General features: G+C 34.1%; 32 protein-coding genes. 17 read left to right on the top strand and 15 right to left on the bottom strand.

Features of this window, described 5'->3' with window-relative positions:
* Window positions 1–401: 401 nt before the first annotated feature.
* On the bottom strand, window positions 402–569 hold the full coding sequence (locus LAV82_RS27435) for an aspartyl-phosphate phosphatase Spo0E family protein (RefSeq protein ID WP_499717362.1): 168 nt from the start codon (window positions 567–569) through the stop codon (window positions 402–404).
* Window positions 570–1,507: 938 nt separating this feature from the next.
* Here LAV82_RS27435 and LAV82_RS27430 point away from each other — a divergent pair.
* From LAV82_RS27430 to LAV82_RS27400, 7 genes are all read left to right on the top strand, one after another.
* A complete protein-coding gene (locus LAV82_RS27430; RefSeq protein ID WP_499717410.1) occupies window positions 1,508–2,653 on the top strand; it encodes an aminotransferase class V-fold PLP-dependent enzyme in 1,146 nt (381 codons plus the stop codon).
* An 18-nt stretch (window positions 2,654–2,671) separates the two neighbouring features.
* Entirely contained in the window at window positions 2,672–3,370 is a 699-nt protein-coding gene (locus tag LAV82_RS27425) for a hypothetical protein (protein WP_499717361.1), read from the top strand.
* A gap of 16 nt (window positions 3,371–3,386) precedes the next feature.
* Entirely contained in the window at window positions 3,387–3,776 is a 390-nt protein-coding gene (locus LAV82_RS27420; RefSeq protein ID WP_098279013.1) for an NUDIX hydrolase, read from the top strand.
* Window positions 3,773–4,687, top strand: coding sequence for a DMT family transporter (locus tag LAV82_RS27415; RefSeq protein ID WP_499717360.1), 915 nt, complete (start codon window positions 3,773–3,775; stop codon window positions 4,685–4,687). Before LAV82_RS27420 ends, LAV82_RS27415 begins: the two co-directional genes overlap by 4 nt.
* 36 nt (window positions 4,688–4,723) lie before the next feature.
* Window positions 4,724–5,449 (top strand): HAD family hydrolase, encoded by a 726-nt coding sequence (locus tag LAV82_RS27410; protein ID WP_499717359.1) that lies wholly within the window; start codon window positions 4,724–4,726, stop codon window positions 5,447–5,449.
* 451 nt (window positions 5,450–5,900) lie between these two features.
* Window positions 5,901–7,166, top strand: coding sequence for a Y-family DNA polymerase (locus LAV82_RS27405; protein ID WP_499717358.1), 1,266 nt, complete (start codon window positions 5,901–5,903; stop codon window positions 7,164–7,166).
* A 14-nt stretch (window positions 7,167–7,180) separates the two neighbouring features.
* Complete coding sequence (locus LAV82_RS27400) at window positions 7,181–7,513, top strand: YolD-like family protein (protein ID WP_499717357.1); 333 nt, start codon at window positions 7,181–7,183, stop codon at window positions 7,511–7,513.
* A gap of 447 nt (window positions 7,514–7,960) precedes the next feature.
* On the opposite strand, the gene LAV82_RS27395 is transcribed toward LAV82_RS27400, so the two are convergent.
* Window positions 7,961–8,161 carry a hypothetical protein gene (locus LAV82_RS27395; protein ID WP_075422738.1) on the bottom strand — a complete coding sequence of 67 codons (201 nt, stop codon included), beginning with the start codon at window positions 8,159–8,161 and terminating at the stop codon, window positions 7,961–7,963.
* A gap of 210 nt (window positions 8,162–8,371) precedes the next feature.
* Between LAV82_RS27395 and LAV82_RS27390 the strand changes: the two genes are divergently transcribed.
* Window positions 8,372–8,779 (top strand): hypothetical protein, encoded by a 408-nt coding sequence (locus tag LAV82_RS27390; RefSeq protein ID WP_215054625.1) that lies wholly within the window; start codon window positions 8,372–8,374, stop codon window positions 8,777–8,779.
* Window positions 8,780–8,849: 70 nt separating this feature from the next.
* Here LAV82_RS27390 and LAV82_RS27385 read toward each other — a convergent pair whose 3' ends face one another.
* Together LAV82_RS27385 and LAV82_RS27380 are read right to left on the bottom strand one after the other, a co-directional pair.
* Window positions 8,850–8,987 carry a hypothetical protein gene (locus LAV82_RS27385; RefSeq protein ID WP_165351633.1) on the bottom strand — a complete coding sequence of 46 codons (138 nt, stop codon included), beginning with the start codon at window positions 8,985–8,987 and terminating at the stop codon, window positions 8,850–8,852.
* 73 nt (window positions 8,988–9,060) lie between these two features.
* Window positions 9,061–9,264, bottom strand: a complete 204-nt coding sequence (locus tag LAV82_RS27380; RefSeq protein ID WP_499717356.1) for a hypothetical protein — start codon at window positions 9,262–9,264, stop codon at window positions 9,061–9,063.
* 260 nt (window positions 9,265–9,524) lie between these two features.
* On the opposite strand from LAV82_RS27380, the gene LAV82_RS27375 reads away from it, so the two are divergent.
* From LAV82_RS27375 to LAV82_RS27360, 4 genes are all read left to right on the top strand, one after another.
* Window positions 9,525–9,677: a DinB/UmuC family translesion DNA polymerase gene (locus LAV82_RS27375; RefSeq protein WP_499717355.1), complete on the top strand. Its 153-nt coding sequence runs from the start codon at window positions 9,525–9,527 to the stop codon at window positions 9,675–9,677.
* Window positions 9,656–9,961, top strand: coding sequence for a hypothetical protein (locus LAV82_RS27370; RefSeq protein ID WP_499717354.1), 306 nt, complete (start codon window positions 9,656–9,658; stop codon window positions 9,959–9,961). Before LAV82_RS27375 ends, LAV82_RS27370 begins: the two co-directional genes overlap by 22 nt.
* A 13-nt stretch (window positions 9,962–9,974) precedes the next feature.
* Window positions 9,975–10,217 carry a YolD-like family protein gene (locus LAV82_RS27365; protein WP_499717353.1) on the top strand — a complete coding sequence of 81 codons (243 nt, stop codon included), beginning with the start codon at window positions 9,975–9,977 and terminating at the stop codon, window positions 10,215–10,217.
* 73 nt (window positions 10,218–10,290) lie between these two features.
* Window positions 10,291–10,446, top strand: coding sequence for a hypothetical protein (locus LAV82_RS27360; protein WP_162837693.1), 156 nt, complete (start codon window positions 10,291–10,293; stop codon window positions 10,444–10,446).
* A gap of 113 nt (window positions 10,447–10,559) precedes the next feature.
* Here LAV82_RS27360 and LAV82_RS27355 read toward each other — a convergent pair whose 3' ends face one another.
* The 8 genes from LAV82_RS27355 to LAV82_RS27320 form a co-directional block, all read right to left on the bottom strand.
* A complete protein-coding gene (locus tag LAV82_RS27355) occupies window positions 10,560–11,276 on the bottom strand; it encodes a DUF421 domain-containing protein (RefSeq protein WP_209151482.1) in 717 nt (238 codons plus the stop codon).
* 398 nt (window positions 11,277–11,674) lie between these two features.
* Window positions 11,675–12,535, bottom strand: coding sequence for a DUF421 domain-containing protein (locus LAV82_RS27350; RefSeq protein ID WP_211080108.1), 861 nt, complete (start codon window positions 12,533–12,535; stop codon window positions 11,675–11,677).
* A 40-nt stretch (window positions 12,536–12,575) separates the two neighbouring features.
* Window positions 12,576–12,782 (bottom strand): DUF1657 domain-containing protein, encoded by a 207-nt coding sequence (locus LAV82_RS27345; protein ID WP_211080107.1) that lies wholly within the window; start codon window positions 12,780–12,782, stop codon window positions 12,576–12,578.
* A gap of 12 nt (window positions 12,783–12,794) precedes the next feature.
* Complete coding sequence (gene spoVAE, locus LAV82_RS27340; protein ID WP_025910774.1) at window positions 12,795–13,145, bottom strand: stage V sporulation protein AE; 351 nt, start codon at window positions 13,143–13,145, stop codon at window positions 12,795–12,797.
* 5 nt (window positions 13,146–13,150) lie between these two features.
* Entirely contained in the window at window positions 13,151–14,161 is a 1,011-nt protein-coding gene (spoVAD, locus tag LAV82_RS27335) for a stage V sporulation protein AD (protein ID WP_499717352.1), read from the bottom strand.
* A complete protein-coding gene (spoVAC, locus tag LAV82_RS27330; protein WP_057274877.1) occupies window positions 14,161–14,640 on the bottom strand; it encodes a stage V sporulation protein AC in 480 nt (159 codons plus the stop codon). The genes spoVAD and spoVAC overlap by 1 nt, the downstream gene beginning before the upstream one ends.
* 16 nt (window positions 14,641–14,656) lie before the next feature.
* Window positions 14,657–15,130: a YhcN/YlaJ family sporulation lipoprotein gene (locus tag LAV82_RS27325; RefSeq protein WP_499717351.1), complete on the bottom strand. Its 474-nt coding sequence runs from the start codon at window positions 15,128–15,130 to the stop codon at window positions 14,657–14,659.
* 79 nt (window positions 15,131–15,209) lie between these two features.
* The gene (locus LAV82_RS27320) at window positions 15,210–15,413 is read right to left on the bottom strand and encodes a DUF1657 domain-containing protein (protein ID WP_013056635.1); all 204 of its coding nucleotides are present in this window, start codon (window positions 15,411–15,413) and stop codon (window positions 15,210–15,212) included.
* A gap of 324 nt (window positions 15,414–15,737) precedes the next feature.
* On the opposite strand from LAV82_RS27320, the gene LAV82_RS27315 reads away from it, so the two are divergent.
* Window positions 15,738–16,286: a YhcN/YlaJ family sporulation lipoprotein gene (locus tag LAV82_RS27315; RefSeq protein ID WP_499717350.1), complete on the top strand. Its 549-nt coding sequence runs from the start codon at window positions 15,738–15,740 to the stop codon at window positions 16,284–16,286.
* Window positions 16,287–16,507: 221 nt separating this feature from the next.
* On the opposite strand, the gene LAV82_RS27310 is transcribed toward LAV82_RS27315, so the two are convergent.
* The gene (locus tag LAV82_RS27310; protein WP_013056633.1) at window positions 16,508–16,636 is read right to left on the bottom strand and encodes a hypothetical protein; all 129 of its coding nucleotides are present in this window, start codon (window positions 16,634–16,636) and stop codon (window positions 16,508–16,510) included.
* A gap of 201 nt (window positions 16,637–16,837) precedes the next feature.
* Between LAV82_RS27310 and LAV82_RS27305 the strand changes: the two genes are divergently transcribed.
* Together LAV82_RS27305 and LAV82_RS27300 are read left to right on the top strand one after the other, a co-directional pair.
* A complete protein-coding gene (locus LAV82_RS27305) occupies window positions 16,838–17,047 on the top strand; it encodes a hypothetical protein (protein WP_097812883.1) in 210 nt (69 codons plus the stop codon).
* A 217-nt stretch (window positions 17,048–17,264) separates the two neighbouring features.
* The gene (locus LAV82_RS27300; protein WP_016766705.1) at window positions 17,265–17,447 is read left to right on the top strand and encodes a hypothetical protein; all 183 of its coding nucleotides are present in this window, start codon (window positions 17,265–17,267) and stop codon (window positions 17,445–17,447) included.
* A 41-nt stretch (window positions 17,448–17,488) separates the two neighbouring features.
* Here the strand turns inward: LAV82_RS27300 and LAV82_RS27295 are convergent, their stop codons facing one another.
* Both LAV82_RS27295 and LAV82_RS27290 read right to left on the bottom strand, forming a co-directional pair.
* The gene (locus tag LAV82_RS27295) at window positions 17,489–17,860 is read right to left on the bottom strand and encodes an endonuclease domain-containing protein (RefSeq protein WP_240530847.1); all 372 of its coding nucleotides are present in this window, start codon (window positions 17,858–17,860) and stop codon (window positions 17,489–17,491) included.
* A gap of 512 nt (window positions 17,861–18,372) precedes the next feature.
* A complete protein-coding gene (locus LAV82_RS27290) occupies window positions 18,373–18,516 on the bottom strand; it encodes a hypothetical protein (RefSeq protein WP_499717349.1) in 144 nt (47 codons plus the stop codon).
* A gap of 272 nt (window positions 18,517–18,788) precedes the next feature.
* Here LAV82_RS27290 and LAV82_RS27285 point away from each other — a divergent pair, with 272 nt between their 5' ends.
* Both LAV82_RS27285 and LAV82_RS27280 read left to right on the top strand, forming a co-directional pair.
* A complete protein-coding gene (locus LAV82_RS27285) occupies window positions 18,789–18,938 on the top strand; it encodes a hypothetical protein (RefSeq protein WP_170959627.1) in 150 nt (49 codons plus the stop codon).
* A gap of 73 nt (window positions 18,939–19,011) precedes the next feature.
* Window positions 19,012–19,105, top strand: a 94-nt coding sequence (locus LAV82_RS27280; RefSeq protein WP_499717409.1) for a DUF8096 family protein, incomplete at its 3' end; no start/stop codon positions are given.

Raw genomic sequence — 19,105 nt, 5'->3', positions numbered from 1 at the left:
TGTCGCAGAACGGGGACTCTGACAAGGGTTCTTTTTCCGGAGTATGCAGCTTTTTATACATCCTTGATATGAAAGCTTTTCCTCTTGAGGTGATTGAAGCTACTATGTATAAAAAACCGTACGTTTATACATATGCAACACCCCATTATATATGGCTTTTTTTAGAAATAAATGTTATCATCTATCCAGCAATAAAATTCCAATATAATGTTCGGAAAAGCTGCTTCTACTGATGGCCAGAGGTAGCTTTTTATTTTCCTTATCATCTTATTAGACAAACCATAGCCTATTGTTATATTTTAAAAATGTACATATTTCACTTTTTATCGGCATTAGCTTTAATCAATCATGTAAGAAAGGCCCTTAACTAAATTTGAGGGCTTTTCTTACGTGTAGTAATACTATCCGATTTTTTCTAATTCATTTAACATCTCATCAATAAATTGACTAATTTCTAATGTATTCGCACTTAAAAATCCTTCTTCTAATGCTACTTGAATCATATTTTCACGTGCTTTTTCTATCTCTATAATCAAAGTCTGTTTTAGAACACCTTTATACCCTTGCAATGACCATCTCACCCATTTACCAAAAATGTTAATATCTAAGACTTATTTAACAATAAATGTATTATGGTTTTATATCAATAGCTAATCCCTTTAGCGATTAACTATATAACTTGTAAAATGGACTTAATAGCTCGAAATCTGGAAATAAGGGTATGAATAGTCGTTCTAAACTTATAAAATTTAATGAAAAATGTGAAGTTTTTGGAGTAAATTTAATATTATTAATTGCTGTAACGTTCACATTTCAACGAGTGTGACATCAAAAAAAGCTACCTCATTCCCTGCATTGAGGCAGCTTTTTTATCTTAGCCATCATTACGTGAGATTGATTTTAATTCCACCTGAGGAAGCTGATGTTCTTGGCCTTGCCTCTCTTTGCTGTTTAGCTGAACTTTTATATTTCTCCATTAACTCATGAATACTTGCTACCTGTATAATGCGAATGTGCTCGGAAGACACCGCATACCGAACAGTTGTAATCAAAATGATGGAAGGGGAAATGTCCGCAATGTAAGGATCTCCATTAATCCAAAAAAGAAATCCTTTAAAGATACAAAAGAGATCGGGTTCAATGCCTCCTTTTTATCCTAGAGGTCATCTTTTATAATGAAATGCTTAGGACTACTATAGAAGCACATTTGCTTGTAGAAATAAAGAATCGAAAGAGAATGATAAACATGCATAACAGCATGAGTGAAAATATGATGAATATAAAACAGTATAGATAAAAATGATAAAATCTCCACATCATAAATCCTCTACAAAACACGAACATTTAAATTACTATCCCAGTAAAATTTTCAAAAAAATAACAAAAACTTAACATTATATTATACAAATTAGTTTTTATCTGTGTTAAGATATTGAAGTTGTTATATTTACACTATTTTTCCTAATATGGTCATTTTATGAATAAATGAAGAAAGGAGGAATAAAAAATCAAGCAGACTATACAAGAACAAATTCCACTTGCAGAGAATGGACTATATTTTAATACAGCAGGCGCAGGTCCTTTACCTAGATGTGTAATTGAATCTATTTCGTCAGAAGTACAAAAAGAATTACTTACTGGTCGAGCCAATAAGGGTCAACGTTCTTTATTTCAAGATAAATTATCTTTATTAAGAAGTTCTATAGCTTCCATTATAGGTGCAAATGCCAATGAGATTGCTATTACTAGCAATACTACAGAGGCTATTAATATAGTCGTATGGGGAATGGACTTAAAAAAAGACGATGAAATCTTAACCACGAATGCTGAACACTTAGGGGCATTAGCAAGCTTATCTACAGTTCATAAGTTAAGAAATGTACAAGTTAAATTTTTTGATTATTACAAAGAAAGAGATAAGAGTTTCAATTCGAAATCTTTTTTTGGGAAAATTAATCAGAATACAAAATTGATTGTCTTATCTCATATCTTTTGGGAATCTGGAAACATTAATCCAATTAAAGAAATTTGTAAATATGCAAAAAGTTTAGGAATTATGGTTTTAATTGATGGAGCTCAAGCTTTAGGAACCATGCCTGTAAATGTTAAAGAGTTGGGAGCTGATTTTTATGTGTTCCCGGCACATAAGTGGTTATTAGGGCCTGAAGGAATAGGTTTTATGTATATATCTAGCTCCGGAATTTCTAGCTTAAATCAAGTATTTGCCGGAAATTCATCCTTTCTGTCTCACAATGGAAAAGTTGATTTTATCCCATCTACAGGTTCAAAAAGGTTTGAAATAGGAACGAGATTTCGCCCTATTATTAGTGGCATGTCTACAGGATTAGATTTTCTAATAAATGATATAGGATTTTCTAATATATACTCCAAAATCAAAGAGAATATGTTGACTCTTCAAGATTATCTTGACAGGAGAACAAACCTGAGTGTAATTACTAACAACGTAAGTAGTATAAGTAGTATCCAGTTGCCTAAAGAAATAAATGCAAAAGCTTTTCGTAAAGAATTAGAGAAATTAGATATTTATGTAAATGATATAAAACGCTTGAATAGTATACGTGTGTCTATAGGTTTTTTTAATGACGAGAAACAAATTAGTGACTTGATTAAGAATATAAATAGATTGATATAATACTAGGAGGTTTTTCTAATGAGTAAAAAGAAAGTTGCTGTATTATTTACTGGTGGACGTGATTCTTCTTTAGTAGCTAGTTTAGAAGCGCTACAAGGTAATGAAGTACATTTATTAACATGTAATAGTGGTATCGGTATTGGCAGTGAATTATCACAAATTCGTGTTGAGCAATTAATGGAACGTTTTCCAGAAAATATTGTAGGTAGAACGTACTTACCAACTTATGGTTTATTCAGAAGTGTAGCCATTGAAAACTTAGAAGATGATTTTAGACGTTGGGGAATTAACCTTGTACTATTAGGAGATAAATTAGCTATACATGCAGCAGCAACAGTGTATTGTATTCAAAATGGTATCGATCGAATTGTAGATGGCTGTGTTGGTTACCAAGAAGATTTGGCAGAGCAAAAAGAGGTCGCTCTTGAACTTTTAAAAGACTTTGAAAAAAAATATGGAATTGAATATGAATCTCCTATTTATAATTACGGCAGCAAAGATGATGTAAAATATGCTTTATTAACTTTAGGATTATCTTCAAAATCTCTAGAGGGTGTATCAATTTTTGGTGATGCATTTAGCGAACCAAGTGAAAAACAAGTTGAAGAGTACATATTAGACAAATTGCCTATTTGTCACAAACACGTGGAATTATTGACTAATACTGCAAAGGTAGTGGAAAGAACTCGTTATAATCCTGAAATTCTAACAGTTTAAGGAGTGTATTAACTCTATGATAACAAAAGTAGCAGCAGCTATCGTGAAAGAAAATAAACTTTTAGTGGTTAGTAAAAAAAAATATCCTGATCAATATATGTTACCTGGTGGAAAACCAGAACATAATGAATCGAAGTTAGAAACTTTATCAAGAGAATTGCACGAAGAATTAAAATTAGAAGTCGTTTCGACTGAATTGTTAGGAACGCACGAGACAATTTCTATGTTTGGAACGGAACCTTTAACAATTACAGTTTTTCTAACGGAAGTGTCAGGAGAACCTGCTCCTGACACAGAAATCCACTCTTATAAATGGATAGATATAGATTCTGAAGAAACTAGATTGCTTGGTTCGGGTATTACAGAGTTTACTTTGCCTTTATTACGTAGGATGAATAGTAAATGAATAAAATTAATAACCTAGGGGCTACAGTAGCATTACTATCAGGTAGTATTTATGGGGTAAACTCTATTATTGTTAAAATGGCCCATAATAAGGGTGTTACTACATTTGATTTATTAATTTATCAATTTGCTTTTGCTATATTATGGTTTGGTGGAAGATATTTAATATCTAAGAATAAAACTGATAATACCCCTGTAATTCATAAAGCAATTATAGCTAATCCATACAATTGGATAGCAGGAATTACAACAGTTTTAACAGGTTTGTTTTATTATTCATCTATTCAGTTAACTGATCCAAGTGTAGCCTCACTAGGGTTATTTCAGTATCCTTGGATTCTTTTCTTAATTGGAATTTTGGTTAATAAAGAAAAAGTAATTTTAAAAAATGTTTTAGCAGTGATTCTAATTTGGATAGGAACTATATTATTAATTAGTACAACTACGGAAAACATAACTATGGTAGGCATAATATATGGAGTAGCTGCCGGAGCATCTTTTGCGACTTACCTATTTAGTTTACAAAAAATTTCTGAACATCCTATTACCAAGGTCTTTATTGTTTTAATAGCTACAATTATAGCAGGGGTATTTTGTATATTTGAAATGGATCAACTGTCTATATTTACAAAGAATGCTTTTATTTATGGTTTAATAGCTGCTATTCTTGGACAAATTTTAACATTCGAACTAATGTCCTATGCTGCAAAAAAAGTTTCGTCTGTTCTTATGGGAACTTTGACTACTACAGAATTACCTGTAGCTATGATTCTGACATGGGTTATTTGGGGGCCAATCCCAAATACTATTAAAATAATAGGGTTATTACTAATGCTATTTTCTATACTCTGGCTTAAATATGAACAATCTAAAGAAGAAATAAAAAGCAATTACCAAAGTATAGAGTCCTAAGGAGCTATCCTAACGGTTTATGGAAGGAGGAACATCTTGAGAAAATTAGTATTATTCGATTTAGATAACACTTTATTACCCTTTCATTCATATTGGGAAAAAGCTAATGTAGAGATCTTTAATTCATCAAGTCTAACAAAGAATTTAAACTATGAATCCTTTATAAATTTATATCGAAAATACGATAAAGAATTATGGGAACTTCATCTTCAACAATTAATTTCTTTAGATGAATTGCGCCAACAAAGGTTGATTAAGACTTTAAATGATTTTGAAATCAAAATTAGTATAGAAGAATCTCAAAATTATTTTGTGGAATTTTTTAATTTTTTAATAAATAGTATTGTTTCTGATGAAAAGATTAATAACATGCTTCTTTCCATAAAAGAATACTATGATATAGGCATATTAACTAATGGTAAAATTTATGAACAGAAACAAAAAATTAAAAAAATGAAACTTAACGATATCATAAGTTGGGATCATATTTTTATATCAGATGAAATAGGCTACGAAAAGCCTGACCCTAAGGCATTTCATTATGCTTTAGATAATTTAAATGTAAATTATGAGCAAGCAATTTATGTTGGGGATTCATGGAGTAATGATATTGTAGGTTCTATAAATGCAGGCATGAGAGCCATTTGGATTAGTGATGATAAAATTATTCCAGAAAGCACTGTAATAAATAAATCAAAAATAATTAAAATACCCTCTATTTTCAATTTAGAAGAGTCTCTACTACCTGTAGGCAATTTATAAATAAGATAATGCATTAAAAGCTAAAACCCGTTACTTAACTGATAAGGGTTTTAGCTTTTTGTTTATTTGTTGAACTATTAACAATCCCGATCTTAGAACAACTCTTTTTAATTTTATGGTATGACTTTATTGAGAAAGTATAGATGTCCCTGTTAATAAAGTTACATTTAATCGAAATTAGAGGGTACTTATTAAGATTACGTTGTGATTTCCTTGGGCAAAGGCTTCTTCTCGACGAGTTTCTTTCATTATTTTACAGTTAATATAAGGTAAATAATACGACTTTTTTCACATATTAAAGAAACAAAAAAGGGGGGTGGCTTGCTAGCATTCCCTTTTGTTAGAAGTAAGTAATAGCAATAATCGGGAAAAGGAATGATATTCCATTGAATAAAGAACATTTGTTCGTATATAATAAAGAACAAATGTTCTTTACTGAGGAGTTATTCCAATGGATTATGGGCAGCTACCAAACAGAGTCATTATTTGCATAGACATGAAAGCGTTCTTTGCTTCGGTTTCCTCTGTCATACGGGGTTTAAATCCTTTGAAAACAAGGCTTGCGGTTGTAGGAGATATCAAACGGTCGGGATCTGTTGTGTTAGCTGCCACACCTTTATTAAAGAAAGAAGGGATCAAAACAGGAAGTCGCCTCTTTGAAATTCCTAAAAGGAAAGATATCCATGTGGTGAATCCATCAATGGAGAGATATATCAAGGCTTCGAACTATATTTCTAGTTTGGTGTTACAGTATGTTGCTCCTGAAGACTTTCATGCCTATAGCATTGATGAGTTGTTTATTGATGCCACAGCTTCTTTGCATCTATTTGCTCGAACACCAGAGGAGCTAGCTCATCAAATACTCAGTGAGATCTATCGCAAAACAAGACTGACAGCTACCGCGGGAATCGGTCCGAATCTCTTACTGGCTAAAGTCAGCTTAGATCATGAAGCGAAGTACAGCCCAACAGGGGTTGCTTATTGGCGATATGAGGATATTCCCTTTAAGTTGTGGTCGATCCATCCAATGAAGGATTTCTGGGGGATCTCGTCAGCTACAGAAAGACGCTTAAACCGTTTAGGTATCTATACCATAAAAGAACTCGCTCTTTCTTCTAAGGAGATGTTACAAAAAGAATTTGGTGTCCTGGGAGAAGAAATCCATCAACATGCAAATGGAATTGATTTTAGTCGTATTTCCGATGTGTACATTCCTAGTTCTCGTTCCTTTGGAAAGAGTCAAATTCTGTTTCGAGATTATACAAGCCGAAAAGAAGTGGAATTATTGCTATTGGAGCTATTGGACGATGTTTGTTTTCGTTTACGCATGCATCAAGTGGTGGCTCAAACTATCCATTTATCGATTGGCTACAGCAAACAAACAGGTGGAGGCTTCTCAAGACAAAAGAAAATGGGGCGAGCTTCAAACTTAAGCCAAGATATTTTTCCTTATTGCTTAACCATCCTACATACACATGATAACGGAATGCCGATTCGCTCCATTAGGATTTCCTTATCCAACACAAGCATTGAAGAAGAGGAGCAAATGAGCTTATTTGAGGATATCAATCAGCGTGAAAGAGCCTATGCTCTTGCGAAAACAATTGATGAAATTCGTATGCGTTATGGAAAGAATAGTGTTCTACGGGCTTCAAGCTATCTGGATTATTCAACAGCTCGATATCGAAACGGCCTTATAGGAGGCCATAAATCATAAAGGAGGATGATAATATGGAACATCGAGGAATGAAAAAATGGCGTCCATTCGCCAGTATGCCAGAGCAATACACAGGATTACAGGAAGTTATAAACAAGCAAGCAGAAGTACCTCAACCTCTTTTAACAGAAGAGCAAATGGAACAAATCAATTTCACATTGATTGAAGCCTTACATACAAATCAACAAGTATACCTTACATATTATAAGAACGGGCAACGTATAACCGAAACAGGATTCATACAATTTGTTGATTCCCTGGGGAATTTGTTTGTTTTTATCGATGAAGTATTTGAATTAAAGAACAAAATGAGGTTAAGTGAACTAATTAATGTTCGTTTTGCTTAGTTCTTGAAATTTAAGTGTACGGAACCATTCCTGTAATTGGGCAACAAAGTTTTTTATTGTATCTCTAATTTATTACAGTGAACAAGCGTATCATCTACATTAAAAATTAGTGTTTGTCTCTGCATTTCTTTAAGGCCCTTCTATGATTGGTATATGGATAGTTTATGTAGAAAAAATAATTAGAGAGAACCTTCTGCTATATTAAACAGAAGGTTCTTTTTATGAGGTAAGAAGCCGTGGAAGCTTCTTATCAATAAATATACTGGTCAAAATTTTCTCTACTCATATTTATTTTGAAACTAGAGGCACTTAACCCTGCACGACTTATAAGTCGCTCAGTGCTTTCGTCTTCTTTAGATATACTAAGTTCAAGTCCTTGTATAGTGAAAGGGTCATACATATACTCTGTTAGGTCACTTCTTACATCTGACATCATATACACCTCTGTTATTCACGATCATTGTCTATATTTTCTTGTATATTACTTAATATGTTTTTCGTATTAGTTATTTCGTTTAAACGTTCTAACTCGTGCATGTTAGTAGAGGTTGGATTATTTAAGTGTAAATGCTTTGCATAATCATTGTCGAACCTTCCTAAATAATGTTTTTTACTATCTAATGGTTCATTGACACCAGATTCTCGCATAAAAAAACCTCCCAAATATATTGTTTGATTTGAGTAAAAAAATATAAGAGGTAGTATAAGACAAAATGATTTTCCTGTTATAGATATTCCTTATGGATAATATTCCGATTTTCTTTTCCCACTAATAAAATTTTATAAGCACCAAAAAGTAAAGTAATTTTTTTCTTAATGGAAAGTATATAACTATAAAGCTTTAACAGGGGTGATCAAATGTTAACATCTGAAGAAAGTAAAACCGATGTACCACGTCCGCAACATTATTTAAAACTAATAAATGACACTGATAGAAAATTGAAGTTAGAGTGGAAAGGGGATATAGATCAATCTAATGTTACTGTTCCATCAGAATTAAACCCAGGTGACGCTGATGAAAAAGATTCCAAAAGAACTAGTGATGCAAGTTTTATTGTAGATATTTATCGTTGGAAAGATAGCTCTTATATTTATAGTGGGCAACTAACAGAACATGTGCATGGCAGAGTGTATAGTAGTGAAGAGACCTACTATTTAAAATTAGAGTCATTTCCTGACAGAAATCAAATTCAGTTGATAAAAAAATCAGAAGTAGATGAAACTGAACATACCATAATCAACACTTTTTCAGAAGATGAGTGGTAATATAATCAAGGTCTTTTCTTAATGAAAAAGCTGCCAAACAGGCAGCTAACAATCCAGCTCTAATTCTCTTTCAAGGTTTTGCGTTGCCAGGAGGCTTATTGGTTGGAAAAATTGCTTTTTCCACGTCTTCTGCTGCGATTACTGGATCTACTGTATTGCTATTTGGTTTGCCCTTCTGACTATTGCCTTTATCGCGTTTCTGACTCATTTTTGGATCTCCCTTCAAATTTAGTTACATTGTTAAGATGAGTTAACAGGTGGAAGCTTATTCAAAGTCTTAATTAATGTATTAACGCATTACCTGAAGAATTCAGTTGAAAAAGAGAAGGGTTTCCCTTCTCTTTTTTTAATTCAATCTGGTTTTCACTCTTTTTAAAACTTGAGGCATCTGATTTACCAACCTCTCGCTGATTCTCCTTACGTTCTACTTTAGACGTTGGGACATCTTTCGATCTCTCGTCCATTTTATGAAAAATATAAGCCACTAGGCCAACCCCCAGCATATAAAAACCCATTACTTCTTACATAATCAGCTACCCCTTACTTACTGCGGTAAGGGTTCTTTTTTATTTTTTGACTGGACAGGCAAGCTTACTGCAATAGCTACATAGTATCTAAAGAATCATAACTCCATTACCTAATCAGTATCTAGTTCAGTAGCGCTACCGCATTAATACAAGCAGAAAGTTCCCGTTCCTTTGGGAAAAGTCAGATTCTCTTTCGAGATTATACAAGCCGAAAAGAAGTGGAACTATTACTATTGGAGCTATTGGACGATGTTTGTTTTCGTTTACGCATGCATCAAGTGGTGGCTCAAACTATCCATTTGTCGATTGGCTACAACAAACAGGTGGAGGTTTCTCTAGACAAAAGAAAATGGGGCGAGCTTCGAACTTAAGTCAAGATATTTCCCCTTATTGTTTAACCATTTTACATAATTTTGATAATGGAATGCCGATTCGCTCCATTGGAATTTCATTATCAAATACTAGCATTGAAGAAGAGGAGCAAATGAGCTTATTTGAGGATATCGATCAGCGTGAAAGAGCCTATGCTCTTGCTAAAACGATTGATGAGATCCGGATGCGTTATGGAAAGAATAGTTTGCTGCGAGCATCAAGCCATCTTGAGCATTCAACAGCTCGTTATCGAAATGGCTTACTTGGAGGTCATAAAAAATAAGGAGGATGATAATATGAAAAAATGGCGCCCATTCGCCAGTATGCCAGAGCAATACATAGGATTACAGGAAGTCATTAACAAGCAACTAGAGGTAGCTCAACCTCTTTTAACAGAAGAGCAAATGGAACAGATTAATTTCACCTTAATTGAAGCCTTATATACAAATAAACAAGTTTATCTTACATACTACAAAAAGGGATTCATCCAATTTGTTGATTCCCTGGGGAATTACTTACCAGTTATAGATTTAGCATAAATAGTGAATTTCTTAGCATAGTTATATACGGAAAAATTGAATCTATTGAATGACGTAAAGGTGGTAATTCCTTATGAAAAACAGGAATAAAAGACGCAGAAAGAAACGTGATTTTTTAAAGGATTACTTGAAAAACAAGTTAGGAAATTGGAAACCTAGACTTGGTAAAGAGCCTAAACCTACTTCTACCTCTAAGACATTAACCCAACAAAATAGAAATCTTGATTAAAGAGTAGTTGGATTAGTCAGCTACTTTTTTTTATCCTTTATAATATTTTGCGTAACATAATAAGGTTCTGGTGTAAAAAGGAGTAGAGTCTTTGGAAATTCTAGGTCTACTTTCTAACTTTCTGAATTATTTTTCCCTTTTTCGATAAAACGGTCCTTGTAATAATCTAGATACAGATTACCTAAATGATCGACTTGACCAAAAAAAACTTCTTCCACAGTCGATTCTCGTTGTTGAAGTTGAGTTTTAAGCCATTCTAAGCTATAGCCCATTTCATAAATAGCTTCTTTTATAAAATTCCCATCTATAATAATGGTTTGTGGTAATTTTACCTTTTGGCCAGCTCCAAAAAGGTCTCCCCATCTCACAGGCTGTTTTTCTTTTTTTAATAAAATGCTAAATTCCCCATTTGTTTCAAGCGTTGCAAATTCTACGTCGTTAACGTGAAAAACATCTTTTTTTCTTAACTGTTCCATTAATTCATCTATTGTATATTTCTCACGCTTTAAGTTTTCTTCTAAAATCTTTCCATCCTTTATAAAAGTAGTTGGCGTACCCTCAACTACTTTTCGAAAAACTATGCTTTTTAAGGAAACATACGAAATAATGATTGGGAACAATGACCAGACCAAGATTGAGGTGACTCCATTCACAGCATTTAATTCAAGATCCATCGAAATTGTTCCAGCAATGTCGCCAACTGTAATTCCTACTATGTATTCAAAAAAAGATAACTTCGATAATTGCTTTTTCCCTAATATTTTTGTGATAAAGAATAATCCTAATATAATAAGAACAGAACGAATAATAACTTCTATCCAGCTTGGCATAACCAGTTTACCTCCACATTCACTAAAATAGTATGTACAGTTTCATTTCCATCAGGGGGTTTTTTACGTATACGATGTCATAAAGGTGATTTTTATATTTTTCCCACCATAATTAATTGAAATTATTAGAGGTTTATCACCTGTTAAAGGTTAACCCAATATATCATTATTTCCTTTTTTGTCATTATTATGTAAAAAAATATGTGTGAGTAAAATGGTAAGGTAAAATTATAGAATAGATTCTGCAAAGTAAAAATGGCCAACCAGAAAGTCTGGTTAACCTTATCATAAAATTGAAATCCGTAATTTTAATACTCATTCGGATAAATACACTGTTAAACGTGAAAAATTACATGACTTTATTGGTAATTCAACATCTTTATTATCAGCAAATTCCATTAGTTTCTTAAAAGGGGGGTCACTTTATCAATGACTTCTTGTAGCTTTTGACTGTTTTTACTATACATATGTTTCGCTTTTTCTGCTTCTGTTCCAAGCGCAAACAATTCTAAGTCTGCCTGACATTTTTTCATGGTTGAAAGTAATAAAGGTTTTTCTTGAGGAGATGGAACTTGAAGTTTATCATCAAAAAGGTCAACAGTTAATTGCCCGTAAGAATCTATCTGCCCAAGAAAGACATTTTCAATGGTAACCCCTAGTTTTTCTAGTTCAGTGTGTAACCACCTTCTGCTTTGACCGATTGTCGATAGTGGTTCATCCAATATCTTTCCATCCATAATAACTGTCTGAGGTTCCTTACTTGGAGCAACAGCCACCCCTAAATCTTTTGCTGTTAACGGTTGATTTTCTTTCTTTAACAATACATTGAAATCACCGGTTGCCTCTAATACCGCAAATTCCACATCAGCCGCCTGATAGACATTTTTCTTTCGAAGTAACTCTAATAACTCATCCGTTGTGTACTTTTCCTTTTTTAAATTATCTTCCATAATTTTTCCATCTTTGATGAAAACCGTTCCTTTCCCTTCTATAAAGTCACGAAAGGGTTTATTTTTTAAAGAAATGATGCCTGCTAAAAAGGGGATTAAAGCAAAGGTCACGATACTAAGTATCCCATTAGCAATACTTTTCTCAATCCCCGTAGCCATTTCTGCACCTATATTTCCAATGGTAATACCGGTGACATACTCAAAGAAGGAAAGCTCGGATATTTGTTTTTTACCTAACCATTTTGTAATGGCAAAAAGAACAACTAAAAACAATAAAGACCGTAAAATTACAATTAACCAATCTGGCATCTTTTACACCTCCTATAAAATTAGAAAAGAACTTTTCGTCTTAAAAACCTTTATATTGGGCTTCTTCTCGCTCTAATTCTCCTACTCGCTTTTTTAAATCTGTTACGATTTCATTCACGACACTCATGGTTTCGTGCAAAGTATGTTTCGATTGATTATCTTGAGTTCGTAATGCTAAATTGGATAAACCAGCTTCTACTCCTTTAAGACTGGCAAGACATTGTTTTACATCTGATGCAATGGTCATTTTACATTCTCCTTATCCTTTTGGTTTAAAAAATATGGCGCCAATCATTCCAAAAATAATGGCAGCTGATATTCCGGCACTTGTTACTTCAAACATCCCTGAAATCACACCCACTAACCCATGTTTTTCTGCTTCAGCCATTGCGCCATGAACGAGAGAATTCCCGAAACTTGTAATAGGAATGGTCGCTCCTGCTCCTGCAAAATCAATAAAAGGTTCGTATAACCCAAATCCATCTAGAAGAGCTCCAATCACCACAAACGTACTTAAGGTATGTGCGGGTGTAAGTTTAAATACATCAAACATAATTTGCCCAATCACGCAGATCAAACCGCCTACAACAAAAGCCCAAAAGAAAATCATAACTATTATTCACCTCTATATTCAATTGATACCGCATGGGCGATACAGGGAATGGTTTCACTTTGCTGAAAACTTAATGGTGATAATAAAGCACCTGTTGCTACCACTAATATTCGTTTAAATTCGCCTTTTTTCATTCGATTTAATAGATGGCCATATACAACCGTTGCTGAACATCCTGGCCCACTAGCACCGGATAGAACCGGCTGTCCTTCTCGGTAAATCATGAGTCCACAATCCTGATATTGTTCTTCAAGTATTGGAATTCCATGTTTTTTAAATAAGTCCAGTGAGACTTCTCGTCCAATTTGACCAAGATCACCTGTTACAATCAAATCATAATAAGATGGATCAAGATTTCGCTCGGTAAGATGTGCTTCAATAGTATCAACAGCCGCCGGAGCCATTGCTCCTCCCATATTAAATGGATCCGTCATTCCCATATCGATCACACGACCAATCGTAGCAGATGTGACACAAGGTCCATCTCCAGAACCACTTAGCAAAGCAACACCAGCACCTGTCACCGTCCATTGAGCAGTAGGGGGTTTTTGCCCTCCGTATTCGGTAGGATAACGAAACTGTTTTTCGACAGCTGTGTTGTGACTTGAAGCACCCGTTAGCAAATAGTTAGCTCCTTTTGTGTTAACTAGATAGGCACCAAGAGCTAGTCCTTCCATCGAGGTAGAACAGGCACCAAACAAACCTAGATAGGGTGTACCAAGTGTTCGGCAAGCAAAGCTAGTAGGCGTAATTTGATTAAGTAGATCTCCTCCAAGGAAAAATTGAATTTGTTCTTTTTGAAGTCCTGCTTTTTCGATGGCTTTTTGACTCGCTTCTTCTAAAAGAACTTTATGAGCTTTTTCATACGAGTCTTGGCCCAGCCATAAATCGGAATGGAGCAAATCAAAATCATTAGCAAGCGCTCCATTTGCTTCAAAAGGTCCCCCGACCGTTCCAGTAGAGACAATGACAGGTTTTTGATCAAAGACCCATGTACGATGTCCAGTAAGCATTACAAGCCACCCCACTGTATGAGAATCGTTTTAATGGTCGCAATGACAAATGCCGAAAAGGTACCAAATAAAATGACAGAGCCAGCTAACTTAAACATATTGCCACCTACACCTAAGACAAAACCTTCCGTTCGATGTTCAATACATGCTGATATAACAGCGTTTCCGAAGCCAGTAACCGGAACGGCAGAACCGGCTCCACCAAATTGAGCAATTCGATCATAAACACCGAAACCTGTCAGAAGCATAGAGATAAAAATCAAAGTTCCTACTGTGGGATTGCCAGCCGTTTGATCCGTAAAATCAAAATAATAAATATAAAATAGTTGAATGGCTTGACCAATAAGACAAATGATTCCGCCTGTTAAAAAAGCTTTGATACAATTTTTAACTACTGGTCTCTTTGTTTCTTTTTGTTTTTCAAGGTCTTGGTATTCCTGTTGAACAGGTGTTAATTGTTTCTTTTGATTATTTGACATATCTATACCTCTTTCATCATGCTTTTTCTTTCATAAGGTTTTTAATGTTGTTGAATTCTTTATTTAATATTTTTTTCTTTGTTTTATCTTTTTGCAGTTTTTCTTCTAATTGTTCCAACTCCCAGTAGATTTTTTGATCAGTTGAAATCAAGACTTTATAATCGGGATATGCTTTTTCTATGTCTGTTTTCACGTTCTTTTTAATTTTTTTTAATTGAAAGCGATGAAATTGATCCACTTTTATTGCCATTAACAGCTCTTTATCTGTATTCACAGCTTTCACAGCCGAAACTTCTTCCTCTTTTATAACCTTTTCTTTTGCTTGATTGGCAACTGTTTGATCAATGGGCTTTCTTGTATGTACTTTGACGATAGTTGTATCATTATTGCCATTAGCTGACTGATTCTGTTGCCCAGTACATCCGGATATATATACAGTAATCATGGCTAAAAAAAGAAAATGATTTAATCTCCTTATCTTTCCTTTCATGAAATCACCTGTCCGTTTCTACTTAAGAATTAAAATTCTAAAAAAAGGCTGGTTAATGGCTCAGCCTTTTTTCATGTTCTTATTGTTTGTATTGAGGCTCTTCTTGTTCAATTTGTTGAACGCGTGGAGAAAGGCTGTCAACAATTGCTTGAGTTTGTTGAGCAGCATCTTGATACAGTTGCTTTGCTTGTTGATTATCAGTTGCTAAAGCAAAACCTTCAAAGCTTGCTTGTGCGCTTTTTAACCCAGCTAGCGTTTGTTTAACTTGATTGATTACTGTCATGAATGATTCCTCCAAAAATTTAGTAACTTACCATTATAGGATGACAAAGAAAAATATTCTTATACTTTTTACGTTCACCCATTTTATGTAAGTGTTTTATATTTACGCTCGAGAAGATGGTTCAGTTTTCATTCTTCTGTTCACCATTTTTGATTCGACGTATCAAGCTGACTACATAGGGTGTTAACCAAGTGACCCATACATCTTGATTCAAAAACGGATAGCGATAGTTGAACAGCATATAAAAAGGCCCGTATAGTCTCCTTTCTTTAAACGGATAATAACGGCAGAAATGTTATCTTAAAATGAAAGGAGTAAGACAAGATGAAAAAAAGAAAATATTTATTGGGCCTTCTATTCACAATTTTATCTGTAGGATTCCTTTTCGGTTGTAATGATAAAAAGGATGAAGCTGAGCCCGATCCAACTGAAGAGCCTTCTGAACAAAAGGCAGAAAATGATCGCAACAATGGACCACGAGATGTGGGATTCCAACCCGATGGAACCCAGAATAATAATGTAGATAATAATAATCAGACACGACTAGAGGTAGCTGATAAAGCTGCAGATCGCATTGCTAAACTAGACGAAGTAGACAATGCAAATGTGATTGTTACAAACCGAAATGCTTACGTGGCTGTTGTTTTAAAGAATGGGGCAAAAGGAGAAGTAACCGATCGTTTAGAAAAGAAGATTGCAGATCAAGTAAGAGCTACAGATTGGGATATTCGGGATGTATTTGTATCATCCAATCCTGATTTCGTGAACCGTATGGAGGATTACGGAAATAGAATTAATGAGGGCGCTCCAGTAAGAGGGTTATTTGAAGAGTTTACTGAAACCGTTCGAAGAGTATTTCCTAACGCTCGTTAAATTAGATTGATTGAGTGCAACAAACCGATTCACTATTTGCTAAAAAAGAGAAACCCTTGTTCATTCAACGGGTTTCCTTTTTTAGTTACTAGGAATAGTAGGGTTTATCAAATTATATTTTTTTCCTTTTGTAGAGAAGTAAAAAGCGTACTAAATTTTGTTTTTATAGATTTAGCTGCAAGATTTGAATAGCCACATACTCATTAAGAGGAAAAGTCAAGTTATCGAGACGATCCTCCTGATCCCGTATCTTTATTAAAAAGTTGGGAAAACCCTTTGAAACCGAAGATTCCAGTTGATAACACACCAAGAATCATTCCACCAGATACAGCTATCCATTTGTTAATCAAAATAATCACCTCTAATATAACTGTTTTCTTGTGATAATCGTACATCTCTTAAAATAAGCATTATTTTCAAAATTATAACAGGTAATAATTAGAGGATGAAAACAGTGTCATTTTTCCAGTATGGATAAGTCAAGCTGTCAAAGAATAAAGACGTTGGAAGACCATTTTCTTTCAAACAAATATTAAAGGGGTATTCACATAATGAACAACTTACGTTGGTTAACGTCCTTATTTAATTTTGGACGCAATAATAGAGGGATATTTGGGAAGAGACGTAATAACAGGGGCATGCTGTTTTCATTATTGGGTTTAGGAGTTGGAGCTGTTACGACTTATGGAATGACAAGAGGGCGTGCAAATAAAATGGCACCAGCAACTGTACAAACAATGATGAATAGATTCAATAAATAAAAAAGGCTTTATGGAGAAAGTTGAAACGATAAATATAAAAATATACGAATTAAACCTACCTATATCACTTTGTATCATTACTTATCCAAACGAGAAGAACGGATATTCTTTACAAGGTGTAAAAATAAGGCGATTGTAGTAAATGCTATCTCTCATAAAATGCTTTTTTTGCCCTACACTAAATAGGTACTGAATTTTTAAAAGGGGTGTTAGGGAAATGGCAAAACGTACAAAAAAGAACGATGCTGATCAAAAAAATAAAAAAGGTTTTGATTCAGCAGTGATTAATTCTGAGTTCAGCCATGAATTCGGAAGTGCTGCAGCAAACAAAATCCATAAAGATAAAGCCAAGAAAGAAAAAGCATCTAAAAATGCTGGGAAATATAAAGGCGGTCTATAAAATAAAATTCTAAAAAAGAGAAGGCTGAGTCTTCTCTTTTTTTAATTCAATCTTGTTTTCACTCTTTTTAAAACTCCAGGCATACGATTTACAATACTGTTGGCACTGATCCGCATTACTTTATATCCTTGTTTCCTCAAATAAGCATCTTTCTTTCGGTCATGAGCCTTTTGCGATGGAAAAGAATGAGGCGCTTTTCCATCGCATTCAATCGCAAGCTTACCTATTACAAGGTCAATTCGATAAGGGCCACATTTTACTTGTGTTTGGACAAAATAGCCATTTAGCACCAACGCATTATATAAACGTCTTTCAATTGGTGACGCTAATTTGCTGGATTCAGTCAGTGGGACATCCTTTGATTTTTCGCCCATCTTGTGAAAAATAAAGGCTAATAGTCCAATCCCTAGCATATAAAAAAGCGAACATGTTCCGTTATCATTTACTTATCACCTACTGCAGTAGGATACCTAGCACGTGAAACCTTGGCGATGCATACGAGCCAAGTAATTATTGGTATGAAACTACTTTGTATATATGAGCATACTAACAAGGTAAAAGGGAGGTTTAAAACAATGACAAAGCAAACAAAAAAAGGTGGAAGTAGTACGAAGCAAAATAAAAAAAGCCATCCAAAACACAAAACGAGCAACAGCCAAAATGGACAAAATGGTTATCATTAAGCATATATGATAAACAAAAACAGCCTAACATATTAAGGACTCTTTCACTTGCTTGGTTTCGAAAGAAGTGATTATGTGAACTAGATCTGTATACCGTATACAGATCTAGTTCACATATAAGTTTGTTTACACTTATATAAATTGTTCATTCAATATTTTTGAAATATGGGGTCTTACATCTCCTCTAAAAATTCCCCTGTGGTAGCAAATTACTGCTTCAATGTCGTAATTCAAGAATTTTTTTAAGATTCTGTAGCTGTTTTTATATCGAAAGTAGTCTGTTTAACAGGCCCGAGAAGCTGCTGCCACTGATTCTCCTTACATTGTACTTTAGTCGTTGGTACAACTTTCGATTTCTCGTCCATTTCATAAAAAATATAGGCCACTAGGTCAACCCCCAGCATATAAAAAACGAGCACCTCTTACATCACTACCTACTCATCCTCTACTGCAGTAGCTACATAGTATCTAAAGAATTACTACTCCATTACTTAATCAGTATCTATTTGTTGATTCCCTGGGGGATTTATTTATTTTTATTGATGAAGTATTTGAATTGAAGAATAAAATGAGATTAAGCGAGCTCATCGACGTTCGCTTGGCTTAGTTCCTTAAGAGGTTGTGTACAGAAAGCATTTATTTTGGTGGAGGTACATTCATGTACAATTTTAGAGTATACACATTACGTGACGGTTCAAAGAGAATCATTAAACTAAAAGAAGGAGAATCCTTTAAACAGGAACTCCAAAGAGCCGGTATTCAAGAAACTCAAATTTTCCAGATGCAACTAGTGGAAAAACCAGAGTAATTTTCACATAATCCTTTTCTATGGATGTAATTGCGTTAGTCTAAGGAAAGCTAAATAGAAAAGAGTGATCAACATGGAAGCAATAAATGAGCAAGAAATAGATCTTGATAAAGTGTATGAATACGATGAATTTCCGGATAAAGTTAGTGGAAGATGCGATCACTGCA

The sequence above is a fragment of the Bacillus sp. ILBB4 genome (assembly GCF_035064545.1).
In the GTDB taxonomy this organism is placed as follows: domain Bacteria; phylum Bacillota; class Bacilli; order Bacillales; family Bacillaceae_H; genus Priestia.
The sequence above is the reverse complement of the archived record's forward strand: the minus strand, read 5'-3'. Positions and strand labels throughout refer to the sequence as shown.